This is a genomic window from Paracoccus aestuarii (assembly GCF_028553885.1).
In the GTDB taxonomy this organism is placed as follows: Bacteria; Pseudomonadota; Alphaproteobacteria; order Rhodobacterales; family Rhodobacteraceae; genus Paracoccus; species Paracoccus aestuarii.
In genome coordinates, this window is the sequence record NZ_CP067169.1 from 600,069 (window position 1) to 613,351 (window position 13,283).

At 70.4% G+C, this 13,283-nt stretch carries 13 protein-coding genes; 5 read left to right on the forward strand and 8 right to left on the reverse strand.

Annotation, left to right across the window (positions count from 1 at the left end; genetic code table 11):
• Window positions 1-23: 23 nt before the first annotated feature.
• Both JHW48_RS03050 and JHW48_RS03055 read right to left on the reverse strand, forming a co-directional pair.
• Window positions 24-839 carry an SDR family NAD(P)-dependent oxidoreductase gene (locus JHW48_RS03050; RefSeq protein ID WP_119886875.1) on the reverse strand — a complete coding sequence of 272 codons (816 nt, stop codon included), beginning with the start codon at window positions 837-839 and terminating at the stop codon, window positions 24-26.
• A complete protein-coding gene (locus JHW48_RS03055; RefSeq protein ID WP_119886874.1) occupies window positions 836-1,327 on the reverse strand; it encodes an SH3 domain-containing protein in 492 nt (163 codons plus the stop codon). The genes JHW48_RS03050 and JHW48_RS03055 overlap by 4 nt, the downstream gene beginning before the upstream one ends.
• 136 nt (window positions 1,328-1,463) lie before the next feature.
• Here JHW48_RS03055 and parC point away from each other — a divergent pair, with 136 nt between their 5' ends.
• On the forward strand, window positions 1,464-3,731 hold the full coding sequence (parC, locus tag JHW48_RS03060) for a DNA topoisomerase IV subunit A (protein ID WP_119886873.1): 2,268 nt from the start codon (window positions 1,464-1,466) through the stop codon (window positions 3,729-3,731).
• A 3-nt stretch (window positions 3,732-3,734) separates the two neighbouring features.
• Here the strand turns inward: parC and chrA are convergent, their stop codons facing one another.
• A complete protein-coding gene (gene chrA, locus JHW48_RS03065; protein ID WP_272835739.1) occupies window positions 3,735-4,889 on the reverse strand; it encodes a chromate efflux transporter in 1,155 nt (384 codons plus the stop codon).
• A gap of 58 nt (window positions 4,890-4,947) precedes the next feature.
• Window positions 4,948-5,388, reverse strand: a complete 441-nt coding sequence (locus JHW48_RS03070) for an Lrp/AsnC family transcriptional regulator (RefSeq protein WP_119885905.1) — start codon at window positions 5,386-5,388, stop codon at window positions 4,948-4,950.
• Window positions 5,389-5,512: 124 nt separating this feature from the next.
• Here JHW48_RS03070 and JHW48_RS03075 point away from each other — a divergent pair, with 124 nt between their 5' ends.
• Both JHW48_RS03075 and JHW48_RS03080 read left to right on the forward strand, forming a co-directional pair.
• Complete coding sequence (locus tag JHW48_RS03075) at window positions 5,513-6,574, forward strand: ornithine cyclodeaminase (RefSeq protein ID WP_119885904.1); 1,062 nt, start codon at window positions 5,513-5,515, stop codon at window positions 6,572-6,574.
• 98 nt (window positions 6,575-6,672) lie between these two features.
• Window positions 6,673-8,169, forward strand: a complete 1,497-nt coding sequence (locus JHW48_RS03080; RefSeq protein WP_119885903.1) for a phospholipase D-like domain-containing protein — start codon at window positions 6,673-6,675, stop codon at window positions 8,167-8,169.
• On the opposite strand, the gene JHW48_RS03085 is transcribed toward JHW48_RS03080, so the two are convergent.
• On the reverse strand, window positions 8,166-8,831 hold the full coding sequence (locus JHW48_RS03085) for a helix-turn-helix transcriptional regulator (RefSeq protein WP_170152270.1): 666 nt from the start codon (window positions 8,829-8,831) through the stop codon (window positions 8,166-8,168). The two genes, JHW48_RS03080 and JHW48_RS03085, sit on opposite strands and share 4 nt — an antisense overlap.
• 284 nt (window positions 8,832-9,115) lie before the next feature.
• Between JHW48_RS03085 and JHW48_RS03090 the strand changes: the two genes are divergently transcribed.
• Both JHW48_RS03090 and JHW48_RS03095 read left to right on the forward strand, forming a co-directional pair.
• Window positions 9,116-10,174, forward strand: a complete 1,059-nt coding sequence (locus tag JHW48_RS03090) for an aldo/keto reductase (protein ID WP_119885901.1) — start codon at window positions 9,116-9,118, stop codon at window positions 10,172-10,174.
• Window positions 10,175-10,231: 57 nt separating this feature from the next.
• Window positions 10,232-11,203 carry a DnaJ C-terminal domain-containing protein gene (locus JHW48_RS03095; protein ID WP_119885900.1) on the forward strand — a complete coding sequence of 324 codons (972 nt, stop codon included), beginning with the start codon at window positions 10,232-10,234 and terminating at the stop codon, window positions 11,201-11,203.
• Here JHW48_RS03095 and JHW48_RS03100 read toward each other — a convergent pair.
• From JHW48_RS03100 to ccmI, 3 genes are all read right to left on the reverse strand, one after another.
• Window positions 11,167-11,358, reverse strand: coding sequence for a DUF1289 domain-containing protein (locus JHW48_RS03100; RefSeq protein ID WP_240637807.1), 192 nt, complete (start codon window positions 11,356-11,358; stop codon window positions 11,167-11,169). The two genes, JHW48_RS03095 and JHW48_RS03100, sit on opposite strands and share 37 nt — an antisense overlap.
• A gap of 88 nt (window positions 11,359-11,446) precedes the next feature.
• Window positions 11,447-11,932, reverse strand: coding sequence for a Holliday junction resolvase RuvX (gene ruvX, locus JHW48_RS03105; RefSeq protein WP_119885898.1), 486 nt, complete (start codon window positions 11,930-11,932; stop codon window positions 11,447-11,449).
• Entirely contained in the window at window positions 11,929-13,158 is a 1,230-nt protein-coding gene (ccmI, locus tag JHW48_RS03110) for a c-type cytochrome biogenesis protein CcmI (protein WP_119885897.1), read from the reverse strand. The genes ruvX and ccmI overlap by 4 nt, the downstream gene beginning before the upstream one ends.
• Window positions 13,159-13,283 lie beyond the last annotated feature (125 nt).

The window sequence follows — 13,283 nt, forward strand, 5'->3', positions numbered from 1 at the left end:
GGCACCGCCTTTCGGGGGTCAACCTAGTTGCGCCGCGCGAACCAGTCCAGAGCGCGGGTCGGCAGAACCCGCCGCGCCAGCCCGGAAATGCGCGTGGGCGTTGTGACATAGTAGCGCGGGGCGGGGTTCGGGGCGGTCAGCGCGGTCAAAATGCGGTCGCTGACCGCGCGGGGCGGCAGCTCGAACCGGTCCTTGCCGCCGGGGCCATAGAGACGCTTCAGCAGGGTCGCGCGATACTGATCGGCGCGCGGGCTGGCCTGCCAGTCCACCCACCGTTCGAAATGCGGGATGGCGTTTTCGCGGATGCGGCTGGTGATGGGTCCGGGTTCGATCAGCACGACCTTGACCGGGGTGCCATGCATCTCCAGCCGCAGCACGTCGGTCAGCCCCTCCAGCGCGAATTTCGTCGCCACATAGGGGCCGCGCCACGGGATGCCCACCAGCCCTAGGACCGAGCTGATGGTCACGATCCGCCCGCCGCGGTCGCGGAAATGCGGGATCAGGCGGCGCGTCAGGTCATGGGTGCCGAACAGGTTCACCTCGAAGATCGCGCGCAGGGCGTCGGCGGGCATGTCCTCGACCGCGCCGGGCAGGGCGAAGGCCGCGTTGTTGACCAGCGCGTCCAACGGACCGCCCGCCAGCACCCGGGCCGCGCAATCGGCGATCGAGGCGGGATCGGCCAGGTCCAGGGCCAGCGCCTCCATCCCCTCGGCGCGGCGGGCCTCCAGGTCCCGGGCGCGGCGGCAGGTGGCCACCACGGACCAGCCGTGGTCGCGCAGGTGGCGCGCCGCGTCCAGACCGATGCCCGACGAACAGCCGGTGATCAGGACGCGCTTCAAGGCGCCTCGGGCGACAGGAACTGGCCCGACACATAGCCCTCCTGCCCGGAGGCGGTGCGGACCTGCACCCAATCGCCATCCGCGGGGCCGATGGGGCGGACCACGCTGCCGCCGTCCAGCGCGCCCACGACCGGATTGCCGGAACCCGCGCCCGACCGCATGTTCAACCGGCTGGCCGTGACATAAAGGACCGGGCCGTCATCCGCATCCGCCACGGGCGCCCCCCCGAATTCGGGCGAGGGCTGCAGCGCCGGGCCGGGAAAGCGTTCCACGATGGTCTGCGTCTGGGTGGCGGCGGGGATGACCCCGGCGGGCAGATCGGGCACGGGCGGCGTCAGCACCGGCGCACCCGCATCCTGCGCGGCGCTTGACTGGCCTTGGGTCGCGGCGGGGCGGCGGTCGGATCGCAGGTCGGTCCCGCCATAGGTCTGCAGCACCGCGAACAGCCCGACCAGCGTGACGCCCATCAGCAAGCCCAGTTTCATCATGACGCCTGTCCCACCGTTATTCCCCAAAGGTTAACCCATTTGCCCGCACAACGCCAAGCCTGCGGCCCCGTTCCCGTCGGAGGCCCGGCCGTTTTCGATCTGGACCGTCGCCGCCCCGCGCCCTATCCAATGGCCCATGTCCGACGAACCGATCCCCGCCCCCGAAGACGCCCCCGACGCCGCCGCCGGTCGGGGCACGCAATCCGAACCGCTCAGCCGCGCCATCGGCGAACGGTATCTGACCTATGCGCTGTCCACGATCATGCACCGGGCGCTGCCCGATGCCCGCGACGGGCTGAAGCCGGTGCATCGCCGCATCCTCTATGCGATGCGGGAACTCAGGCTGGCGCCGAACGGGGCCTTCCGTAAATCGGCCAAGATCACCGGCGACGTGATGGGCAACTATCACCCGCATGGGGATGCCGCGATCTATGACGCGATGGCGCGCCTGGCCCAGGATTTCGCCATGCGCTATCCGCTGGTCGACGGGCAGGGGAACTTCGGCAATATCGACGGCGACAATCCCGCCGCCGCCCGTTACACCGAGGCCCGCCTGGCCGCAGCCTCCGAGGCGCTGATGGAGGGGCTGGCCGAGGATGCGGTCGATTACCGCCCCAATTACGACGGCACCTTGAGCGAGCCCGTCGTGCTGCCATCGGCCTTTCCGAACCTGCTGGCCAATGGCGCGTCGGGGATCGCGGTGGGCATGGCCACGAACATCCCGCCCCATAACCTGCACGAGGTCGTGGATGCCTGCCTGCACCTGATCAAGACGCCGGATGCGCGCGACGACACGCTGGCCACGCTGATCAAGGGCCCGGATTTCCCGACCGGCGGCGTGCTGGTCGAATCGGCCGACAGCATGGCCGAGACCTATCGCACCGGGCGCGGCGCCTTCCGCCTGCGCGCCCGCTGGTCGGTCGAGGATCTGGGCCGCGGGCTGTGGCAGATCGTCGTGACCGAGATCCCCTATCAGGTCCAGAAATCCAAGCTGATCGAGCGGCTGGCCGAACTGATCCAGACCCGCAAGATCCCCATTCTGGCCGATGTGCGCGACGAATCCGCCGAGGATATCCGCATCGTCCTGGAACCCCGCGCCCGCACCGTCGATCCCGACCAGCTGATGGGCGCGCTGTTCCGCGCCAGCGACCTCGAGATCCGCTTCAACCTGAACATGAACGTGCTGATCGACGGGCGCGTGCCCAAGGTCTGTTCGCTCAAGGAGGTGCTGCGCGCCTTTCTGGACCACCGCCGCGAGGTTCTGGTCCGCCGCGCGCAGTTCCGGCTGGAGAAGATTGCCGCCCGGCTGGAGGTGCTGGAGGGCTATCTGGTCGCCTATCTGAACCTGGACCGGGTGATCGAGATCATCCGCTACGAAGACGATCCGAAATCGGTCCTGGCCGCGGAATTCGGCCTGTCCGAGGTCCAGGTCGAGGCGATCCTGAACATGCGTCTGCGCGCCCTGCGCAAGCTGGAGGAGATCGAGCTGCGCGCCGAACGCGACGCCCTGATGGCCGAACGCGAGGGGTTGCAGGCCATGCTGGACAGCGAAGATGCGCAATGGGCGCGCATTGCGGATCAGCTGAAGGAGGTGCGCAACCTCTTTGGCAAGTCTCGCCCCGAGGGCCAGCGCCGCACCACCCTGGCCGAGGCATCGGAAACCCCGGTCATCGACCTGGAGGCGATGATCGACCGCGAGCCGGTGACCGTGATCCTGTCCCGCATGGGCTGGATCCGCAGCATGAAGGGCCACCAGCCGCTGGACGCCGAGCTGAAGTTCAAGGACGGCGACGGCCCCGGCCATGCGCTGCATGCGGAAACGACCGACAAGCTGATGGTCTTCGCCTCGAACGGGCGGTTCTACACGCTGCCGGCCAACGGCCTGCCGGGCGGGCGGGGCATGGGCGAGCCTCTGCGACTGATGATCGACCTGCCCAACGAGGCCGAGGTCCTGGCGATCTTTCCTTGGCGGGCGGATGCGCGCTATCTGGTGGCCTCGAAGGCGGGGGACGGTTTCATCGTGGGCGCGGGCGACATCCTGGCCCAGACCCGCGCGGGCAAGCAGGTGCTGAACGGCGATGCGCTGCTCTGCCGTCCGGTCAGCGGCGATCATGTCGCGGTCATCGGCGAGAACCGCAAGATGCTGGTCTTTCCGCTGGCCGAGCTGCCCGAGATGTCGCGCGGCAAGGGCGTGCGCCTGCAGCGCTTCGGCAAGGGCGGCGGGCTGGTCAAGGATGACGAGCTGGTGGACGCGATCTGCCTGACGCTGGCGGGCGGGCTGTCCTGGCCGATGACCGGCGGCAAGACGCGGCACGAACCCGACCTGACCGAATGGCTGGGCAAGCGCGGCGGCACCGGCCGCATGGCGCCGCGCGGCTTTCCGCGCGACAACCGCTTCGCCTGAGGGTCATCCCGCCAGTGACAGCACCACGCCCCCGGCGGCGGCCAGGATCACCACGACCCATGGCCGCGCCTTCCACGCCGTCAGCGCCACAAAGCAGGCCAAGGCCAGCGCCAGGTCGCGCATGTCGCCGATGGCGCTGGTGAAGACCGGATCATAAAGCGCCGCCCCCAGCACGCCCACGACCGCCGCATTGGCCCCCTGCATCGCCGATTGCGCCCTGCCCATCGCCCGGAACCGGTCCCAGAAGGGCAGCACCCCCACCAGCAGCAGGAACCCCGGCAGGAACAGCGCAGACAGCGCTAGCACCGCCCCCAGATAGGCCGCGAAGGTAAACAGCGGCCCCGGCACCGCCTGCGCCGCGCCATAGCCGGCTAGGAACTGGTCCGGCGTGACCCAGCCCGGGGCGACCACCTCGGCCTGCAGCAGGGGCAGCACGACATGCCCGCCCCCGAAGACCAGCGATCCCGCCCGATAGAAGCTGTCGATGACCGCCATCCCCTGACCCAGCCCCGCCAGCAGCGGCAGCCCCAGCAGCAGAACCCCGAACACCGCCAGCGCCGCTGCCCCTTGGCGCCGCGTGACCGGCAGCGGCAGGGCGGCCAGCCCCGGCTGCGCGGCGCCCCGGCCCAAGGCCAGCCCCGCCGCGGCCCCCGCCAGGATGGCCCCGACCATGCCGAAGGGCCCCGCCGCCACCGCCAGGATCGCCACCGCCGCCACCGCGATCGTGGCCCGCGCCGGATCGGGACAGAGGCTGCGGGCCATGCCCCAGACCGCCTGCGCGACGATGGCCACCGCCACGATCTTCAGCCCGACCAGCACCCCGTCCCCCACCGGCCCCGCGACCGATGCCGCTGTCAGCGCAAAGACCAGCATCAGGATCGCCGATGGCAGGGTGAAGGCCGCGAAGGCCGCCAAGGCCCCCCACCACCCCGCCCGCATCAGCCCGAGCGCGAATCCCACCTGCGAGGATGCCGGCCCCGGCATGAACTGGCACAGCGCCACCAGATCGGCATAGGCGCGGTCGTCCATCCAGCGCCGCCGCGTCACCAGCTCGTCGCGGAAATAGCCCAGATGCGCCACGGGCCCGCCAAAGGATGTCAGCCCCAGCTTCAGAAAGGCCCCGAAGACCTCGCCCGGGGTGCCGGTCCGCTGTCGCATGGTGATGATCCCGCCCTGATCCTGTCGCGCGGGACTGGACCACGGAACGGCGGGGCGGTCAAACCCCCGGTCGCGCCCCGCCGCGCAGGGTGGACAGCAGCAGGTTCGTCTCGGATGCCATGATGCCGTCCATGTCGCGGATGCGGTTCAGCACGCGGTCCAGCTCCGGCAGGGACTGGGCGGACAGCTCGACGATCAGGTCCCACCGGCCATTGGTGGAATGCACCGCCGTCACCTGCGACAGGCCCGACAGGCGGGCCATGATCCGGTCGGCGCCCCGCCCCTCGATCCCGATCAGCATCAGCCCGCGCACCGGCGCATCGGCCAGGTCGCCGCGGGTGATGGCGGCGAAGCCCAGGATCTCGCGGTCGCGCAGCAGCCGGTCCATCCGCAGCCGCACCGTGGCCCGGCTGACGCCCAAGCGCTGCGCCAGCTGCAGGACCGATGCGCGGCCGTCGCGCCGCAGCTCGGCCACCAGGCGCTGATCCATATCGTCCATTCTGTCGTCCCGACCTGCCAATCCGGGCGATACTGCCGCCAGACTGGCGATAATTCCAGTTGAAACCGTCCCATATCGGCCAGCACACTGGAGCGACCCTTTCCTGATGACCGGAGACCTTTCCATGACCCCGCCCTCGCGCCAGGCCCTCGTTCCCTTCGTCAGCGTCGATCACATGATGCGGCTGGTGCTGCATGTGGGGATCGAGCGGATGATGGTCGAACTGACCGAGGCGATCGAGGCCGATTTCCGCCGCTGGCCCGAATTCGACAAGACGCCGCGCGTGGCCAGCCATTCCGAGATCGGGGTGATCGAGCTGATGCCCACATCGGACGGGCAGCAATACGGGTTCAAATATGTGAACGGCCACCCCTCGAACACGCGCCAGGGGCTGCAGACGGTCACCGCCTTCGGCGTGCTGGCGGATGTCTCGACGGGCTATCCGGTGCTGCTGTCGGAAATGACCATCCTGACGGCGCTGCGCACCGCCGCGACCAGCGCCATGGCGGCGAAATGGCTGGCCCCTGCGGGATCGACGGTCATGGCGATGATCGGCAACGGCGCGCAGGCCGAATTCCAGGCCTTGGCGATGAAGGCCGTCTGCGGCATCGAGGAGGTGCGGCTTTTCGACATCGACCCCGCCGCCACGGCCAAGTGCCGGGCGAACCTGGCCGGCCGGGGCCTGCGTGTCATCCCCTGCGCCAGCGCCGAGGAGGCGATGCTGGGCGCGCAGATCGTCACCACCTGCACCGCCGACAAGCAATATGCGACCATCCTGACCGACAACATGGTCGGCAGCGGGGTTCATATCAACGCGGTCGGCGGCGACTGTCCCGGCAAGACCGAACTGGCCCCCGCGATCCTGCACCGGGCGGGCATCTTCGTCGAATACCCGCCCCAGACCCGCATCGAGGGCGAGATCCAGCAGCTGGACCCCAACCATCCCGTGACCGAGCTGTGGCAGGTCATCGCGGGCCAGGCCCCGGGCCGCAGCGACGCGGCGCAGGTGACGCTGTTCGACAGCGTGGGCTTCGCGATCGAGGATTTCAGCGCGCTGCGCCACATCCACCGGCGGCTGCAGGGCACGGGCCTTTACCAGGACCTGGACATGATCGCCGATCCCGACGATCCGCGCGACCTGTTCGGGATGATCTGCCGGGCCGAGGCCGCCGTTTCGGCCGCCTGAGATTTCGCCGGAACGACCCCGGCCCGGGATGCGTTACGACTTCTGCCCGCGTGCCGCGCGGGCGGATGGCATTTCCGACACGAGGGATCAGGGGCAGAATGGACGCATCGGTTGATCGGCTGGCCCGGCCCGGATGGAACTGCTGGCGGGTCGAGAAATCCGGCCGCTTCACCGTCATCGCCGATGCGGACGAATATTTCCGCGCCGTGCGTCAGGCCATGGGCCAGGCGCGCCATTCGATCCTGATGATCGGGTGGGATTTCGACGCGCGCATCGACCTGGGCGATGCCTCGGATGGCGGTCCGGCGGCCTTGGGCGATTTCGTGATCTGGCTGGCCCGCAAGCAGCCCGGGCTGCAGATCCGCCTGCTGCGATGGGATATCGGCGCGCTGAAATCGCTGATCCGCGGCACCACCATCCTGACCATCCTGCGCTGGAAGATGCATCCGCGCATAACGCTGCGGCTGGACGGCAAGCATCCCATGGCCAGCAGCCACCACCAGAAGATCGTGGTGATCGACGACTGCCTGGCCTTCTGCGGCGGCATCGACATGACCGAGGGCCGGTGGGACACGCGCGAACACCTGGATGACGACCCCCGCCGCGTCAGCGCCCGCGGCAAGCCGATGAAGCCTTGGCATGACGTGACCAGCGCCTTTGACGGCCCGGCGGCGCGGGCGATGGGCGATCTGGCGCGCGACCGCTGGCGCATCGCCTCGGGCGAAGTCCTGGCGCCGGTCTCGGACGCGGCGGGCTGCTGGCCCGAGATGCTGGCCCCCACCTTCCGCGACGTGCCGCTGGCCATCGCGCGGACCCGACCGGAAATCCCGGACGTGCATCCCGCCTTCGAGATCGAGCAGATGTATCTGGACCTGATCGCCCGGGCCGAACGGTCGATCTATGCCGAAAGCCAGTATTTCGCATCCCGCCGCGTCGCCCAGGCCATCGCCCGCCGCCTGACCGAGGAGGACCCGCCCGAGATCGTCATCGTCAACCCGGTCAGCGCCCAAGGGTGGCTGGAGCCTCTGGCCATGGACACGGCCCGCGCCCAGCTGGTCGAGGCGCTGCGCCGCATCGACCATCGCGGCCGGCTGCGCATCTATCACCCCGTGACCGATCGCGGGGACGAGATCTATGTCCATGCCAAGGTGATGGTGGTGGATGACCGCTACATGCGGGTGGGCTCGTCGAACTTCAACAACCGCTCGATGCGGCTGGACACGGAATGCGACGTGGTGCTGGCCGCCGACCGGCCCGGCTGCGACGAGATCCGCGACCGCATCCTGGCGCTGCGCGACGACCTGCTGGGCGAACATCTGGCCATGGACCCGGCCCAGGTGACCCGGGCCATCACCGATCACGGCGGCCTGATCCCGATGATCGAGGCGAACCGCCGCCCCCAGGGTCAGGGCCGCACCCTGATCCCTTACGAGATCCCGGACCTGAACGGGTTCCAGACCTGGCTGGCCGATAACGAGATCCTGGACCCCGAGGGCCCGGACAAGATCTTCGAGCCGCTGGAAAAGCGCGGCCTGTTCCGCAACTGGCGCTGGCCGCGCAAGGGGCGGCTGCTGCGGCGCCTGCGCCGGGGCTAGTCGTCCTGCGGCCCGGTCGGCAGCCCCTTGCTCAGCCCCGAGATGCTGACCCCGTTCAGCAGGCCCGCATCGATGGCCTTGCGGATGGCATGAGGGGTGTCGTCGACCCCCAGGTCGGCCCGCGCGACGCGCAACCGATAGCGCAAAGCCGTGCGCGAGATCCCGAGCGCGGCGGCCGCCTGGTCATAGGTCATGCCGCAGGCGATCGCCTCCAGCGCGTCGACCAGGATGGGGCGCAGCACGCTGCGGCGGTCCACGATCCCATGCGCCTGGTCCAGCAGGCGGGCCATGCGGGCCATCTCGCGGTCGGTGAATTCGCGGTCGCTGCGCGCGGCCCCCAGATAGGACCGCGATTCGACCGGTCCGCAGGCGATGGCCGCGCCATGGGTCAGCCCGTGGCGCCGCGCCTGGCCCATCACGTTCATCGGATCGGCGATCAGGTTGGGCAGGGCCGACCAGCGGATCGCGCCTTCGTTCAGCATGCACCAGATCATCATCGGATCGCCCACGCCCAGGTTCTGGCGGGTATAGGTCTGGATCCAGGCCGAGGGATAGGTCGAGACGCGCCGCACCGGGCGGGAATAGCGGATATGCAGCCCGATGGTGAATCCGCGCGGGGCAAGGGCGGACAGGCTGTCCTCGATCTCGGTCAGGTCGGGCATGGGGCTCTCGTGATTTGTCCGTGCAATATCGTGGCTTGCGGCATATTTGCAAGGGATGTGGCGCATTGGACACATAGCCTTTTGGGGCTATGTCCGCGGGGCGAGCCGCTTCGTACATCTGCAGGGGCGCAAAGGCGCTTATTTTACCGGTAAAGGGCGCAGGCCCGTATTTCAGTGTCGTGAAGGGCGTCCCATCGTGGACGCCCTTTATTTTTGGGCGCTTGCGCTCGGCCCCCGGATCGCTAGCCTGCGGCCGACAAGGCAGCAAGCAAGGGACGGGTGCGATGGATCGTGTGACATTGGGCAGCAGCGATGTCGAGGTCAGCCGGATCTGCCTGGGGACGATGACCTTCGGCAACCAGACCCCCGAGGCCGAGGCCCATGCCCAGATGGATGCCGCGCTGGAGGTCGGGATGACCTTTATGGACTGCGCCGAGATGTATCCCGTGAACCCCGTCCGCCGCGAGACGGTGGGCCTGTCCGAAGAGATCATCGGCCGCTGGCTGGCCCGCAGCGGCCATCGCGACCTGGTCGAGATCGCGACCAAGATCACCGGCCCCAGCCAGATGGTCCGCGACGGGGCGCCCTTTGACGGGGCGACCGTGCGCGACGGCATCGACGCCTCGCTGCGGCGGCTGCAGACGGACCGGATCGACCTCTATCAGCTGCATTGGCCGGTGCGCGGATCCTACGGGTTCCGGCAGAACTGGGGGTTCGACCCCTCGGGCCAGGACAAGGCGCGCACGCTGGATCACATGCAGGACGTGATGGGCGCGCTGAAGGATGCGGTGGCGGCGGGCAAGCTGCGCGCGGTGGGGCTGTCGAACGAATCCGCTTGGGGCCTGGCGCGGTGGTGCGACATGGCCGACCGCCTGGAGGGGCCGCGCATGGCGGCGATCCAGAACGAATATTCGCCGCTCTACCGTCTTTACGACACCGACCTGGCCGAGGCGGCGGTGAACGAGGACGTGACGCTGCTGTCCTATTCGCCGCTGGCGGCGGGGCTGCTGACCGGGAAATACGCCGATGGCGCCCTGCCCGAGGGCAGCCGCGCGGCGGTGGACAAGGCCTCGGGCGGGCCGGGCAATCTGGGCGGGCGCAAGACCAAGCGCGGCCTGAAAGCGGCCGCGGCCTATGGCGCGCTGGCGGCCCAGCATGGCTGGGACGCGGTGCATATGGCCATCGCTTGGCAGCTGACGCGGCCCTTCAAGGTGGTGCCGATCATCGGCGCGACCACGATGGACCAGCTGCGCCACCTGATCGCCGGGCTGGACCGCCCGCTGCCCGAGGATCTGATCCGCGGCATCGACCGGCTGCACCGCGCCCATCCGCTGCCCTATTGATCGCGGCGGGGCGTTTTCTATCTTTGCCGAAAGGCATGACATCAAGGAAGAAACGCGATGGCAGGGGATCCCTATGCGGCGCTCGGCGTCCCGCGCGGCGCCAGTGCGGATGACATCAAGAAGGCCTATCGGCGCATCGCCAAGACCGATCACCCGGACCTGAACCAGGACCCGGAGGCGGTGAAGCGCTTTGCCGCGGCATCGGCCGCCTATGACCTGCTGAAGGATCCCGAGCAGCGGCGCCGCTTCGACGCGGGCGAGATCGACGCCCAAGGCCAGCAGCAGGCCCCGCGTTGGGCCGGACGGTCGGGGGCCGGACGGTCGGCAGGGGGCGGCCACCCCTTTGGCGGCGGCGCGGGCCATGGAGGCGATCCGGACCTGTCGGATGTCTTTGCCGATCTGTTCGGCCAAGGCGGCCCCGGCGGCGCTGCCGGCGGGGGCCGGCGCGGCGGGTTCGGCGGCTTTGGCGGGTTCGGGGGATTTGGCGGCGGGCGCGCGGACATGCGCGGCCAGGACCTGCGGCTGGCGCTGGAGGTCGATTTCCTGACCGCGGCGCGGGGCGGGCGGACGCGCATCACCCTGCCGCAGGGCGGCACGCTGGAGGTCGCCATCCCGCGCGGGGTGCGCGAGGGCCAGGTGATCCGCCTGCGCGGCAAGGGCGAGCCGGGCATGGGCCGGGGCGAGCCGGGCGACGCCTATCTGGAGGTGCGGGTGACCGCGCATCCGATGTTCACCCGCGAGGGCGACGACATCCACCTGGTGCTGCCGATCGCGCTGGACGAGGCGGTGCTGGGCGGCAAGGTCGCGGTGCCGACCATCGACGGGCCGGTCAGCCTGTCCATCCCGCGCGGCGCCAGTTCCGGCCAGAGGCTGCGGCTGCGCGGGCGGGGGGTGAAGGGCGGCGATCAGCATGTCGAGCTGCGCATCGCGATGCCGCCCAAGGTGGATGCCGAGCTGGAGGCGTTTTTCGAAGAGTGGCGCCGCAGGAACGCCTATGACCCGCGGCGCGGGATGGTCGATCCGGGCTGACGGGCGGCCCGGCGGGCGGGCAGCTGGGCCATGACGGCGCGGCGGTCCGCGTCGGTCATCGCGGACCAGGCGGCAATCTCGTCCAGGCTGCGCAGGCAGCCGAGGCAGAGGCCCGCCTCGATCCGGCAGAGCTTGATGCAGGGCGATTCGATCATCGGCCGGACCGGGAGGGGGCACGGGCCGGGCATTCTGCCCGGCCCGGACGCTGCCGCTGGGCCCCGGGCCGCCGCTGGCGCGGCGGCGTCACCGCGCCACCCCGTTGCGGGCGATATGGGCCATGCGGTCCAGCGCGCCCTGCAGGATGTATCCGGCGGCGACCTGGTCGATCACCTCGGCCCGGCGCCTGCGCGAGGTGTCGGCCTCGAGCAGGGCGCGTTCGGCGGCCACGGTCGAGAGGCGTTCGTCCCAATAGGCGATGGGCAGGTCCGTCAGCCGCGTCATGTTGCGGGCGAAGGCGCGGGTGGCCTGGGCGCGGGGGCCCTCGCTGCCATCCATGTTGCGGGGCAGGCCCAGCACCAGCCCCGCAAGGCCGCGTTCGGCCACCAGCGCCATCAGCGCGGCGGCATCCTGGGTGAACTTGACCCGGCGGATCACGGTCAAGGGCGAGGCGACCTGGCGCATCCCGTCGCTGACGGCGACGCCGATCGTCTTGGTGCCCAGATCCAGGCCTGCCACGGGGCCGAAGCGGGGCAGGGCGGCGGCGAAATCGGCGATATCCTCGTGGATCATGGATCCAGCCCCGCATCGGCGGCGGCGGCGTCGATGGGGGCCAGCGCCTCGGGGCGGCCTCCGAAGCGCAGCCGCGCCTCGGACAGGATCGCCCGCGCCTGGTCTCGGTCCCCCAGGACCGAAAGCGCGCCGATCAGCCGGGCCCATTCCTCGGGCGTGCCGCCTTGGCTGGCCAGGCGGTCCTGCAGGCTGGCCACCATGCCCTCGATCATCTGCTGGCGGGCCTCCGGGGGCAGGTCGCGGGCGGCCTCCAGGTCCTGGGCGTCGGGGCCGGGTGCGGCAGCCGCGGCGGAGGCCGGGGCGCGGTAGTCGGGCTGGCCCGCCAGCCAGGCCAGCTCGTCGATGGCGGCCCGGATCGAGGGGATCCAGGGCGCGTCGTCGGGTCCCTGTTCCAGCAGCCTGCGCCAGATCGGGAAGGCGCGGTCGGGGCGGCCGTTCTGGATCAGCAGCACCCCTTGGAGATAGCGCGCCTGCGGCTGGTCGGGGTCGCGCGCCAGCGACCGGGCCAGCACGGCCTCGGCCTCCGGCGTGATCAGGCCGCCCGCGGCCTCGATCATCAGGGTCGCCAGCTGCATCAACTGGGCGGCGTCGGCCTGATCGCCAAGCACGTCGACCAGCCGCTGCTGGGCGGCGCGGGCGGCGGAGATGTTGCCGAGTCGCATCTCGTTCGTGGCCAGAAGGTCCAGGCCGCGCGGATCGTCGGGATTGCGTTCCACCGCGGCGCGCAGCTGGTCGATCATCGCCAGATAGTCGGGATCCAGCTGGCCGAGGTCGGGGCCGGGGCGGGGCATGGCGGCGGCCTCGGCCTCGGCTTGGGCGGGGCGGTCGCGATAGACGGCCTCGGCCGCGGCCAGGCGTTCGGCCAGGGGCATGTCGGGGGCGTTGGGCACCCCTTCGCGCCAATAGAGCAGCCCGGCCCCCAGCAGCAGCACCCCCAAGACCGCCACGGCCCAGAGCGGGCGGCCCCCTTGGCCGGCGGTCACGCCGCGGGCCAGGCGGCGGTCGGCATCCAGCACCTTGCGCCCGATCTCGGCCCGCAGGCGGTCGGCATCCTCGGCCCCGATCACGCCGCGTTCCAGGTCGCGATCGACCTCGGCCAGCTGGTCGCGATAGACGCGCAGGTCATAGGCCGCGGCCGGCTGCACGGCCGCGCGGTCGCGCCGCAGCGGCGCGGCGATGGCAAAAGCGACGATCGCGGTCATGCCCGCGGCCAAGATCCAGAACATGGCATCCTCCGTTCCCCGGGGGTTCTAGCGCGGATGGCGGGGATCCGAAAGCGCCCCCGCGATCGGCGGCATGTCGCAAATCGCCGCGATCTGCCGCAAGCCGCCTTGTGGGGTGGCGCCCGTCC

Excerpts from the sequence above, each read along its gene's own strand:
- ruvX (WP_119885898.1), bottom strand. The coding sequence starts at position 11,932 with ATGATCCACGAGGATATCGCCGATTTCGCCGCCGCCCTGCCCCGCTTC.
- JHW48_RS03070 (WP_119885905.1), bottom strand. The coding sequence starts at position 5,388 with ATGGACGATATGGATCAGCGCCTGGTGGCCGAGCTGCGGCGCGACGGC.
- JHW48_RS03075 (WP_119885904.1), top strand. The coding sequence starts at position 5,513 with ATGACCCCGCCCTCGCGCCAGGCCCTCGTTCCCTTCGTCAGCGTCGAT.
- ccmI (WP_119885897.1), bottom strand. The coding sequence starts at position 13,158 with ATGTTCTGGATCTTGGCCGCGGGCATGACCGCGATCGTCGCTTTTGCC.
- chrA (WP_272835739.1), bottom strand. The coding sequence starts at position 4,889 with ATGCGACAGCGGACCGGCACCCCGGGCGAGGTCTTCGGGGCCTTTCTG.
- JHW48_RS03055 (WP_119886874.1), bottom strand. The coding sequence starts at position 1,327 with ATGATGAAACTGGGCTTGCTGATGGGCGTCACGCTGGTCGGGCTGTTC.
- JHW48_RS03095 (WP_119885900.1), top strand. The coding sequence starts at position 10,232 with ATGGCAGGGGATCCCTATGCGGCGCTCGGCGTCCCGCGCGGCGCCAGT.
- JHW48_RS03080 (WP_119885903.1), top strand. The coding sequence starts at position 6,673 with ATGGACGCATCGGTTGATCGGCTGGCCCGGCCCGGATGGAACTGCTGG.
- JHW48_RS03100 (WP_240637807.1), bottom strand. The coding sequence starts at position 11,358 with ATGATCGAATCGCCCTGCATCAAGCTCTGCCGGATCGAGGCGGGCCTC.
- JHW48_RS03090 (WP_119885901.1), top strand. The coding sequence starts at position 9,116 with ATGGATCGTGTGACATTGGGCAGCAGCGATGTCGAGGTCAGCCGGATC.
- parC (WP_119886873.1), top strand. The coding sequence starts at position 1,464 with ATGTCCGACGAACCGATCCCCGCCCCCGAAGACGCCCCCGACGCCGCC.
- JHW48_RS03085 (WP_170152270.1), bottom strand. The coding sequence starts at position 8,831 with ATGCCCGACCTGACCGAGATCGAGGACAGCCTGTCCGCCCTTGCCCCG.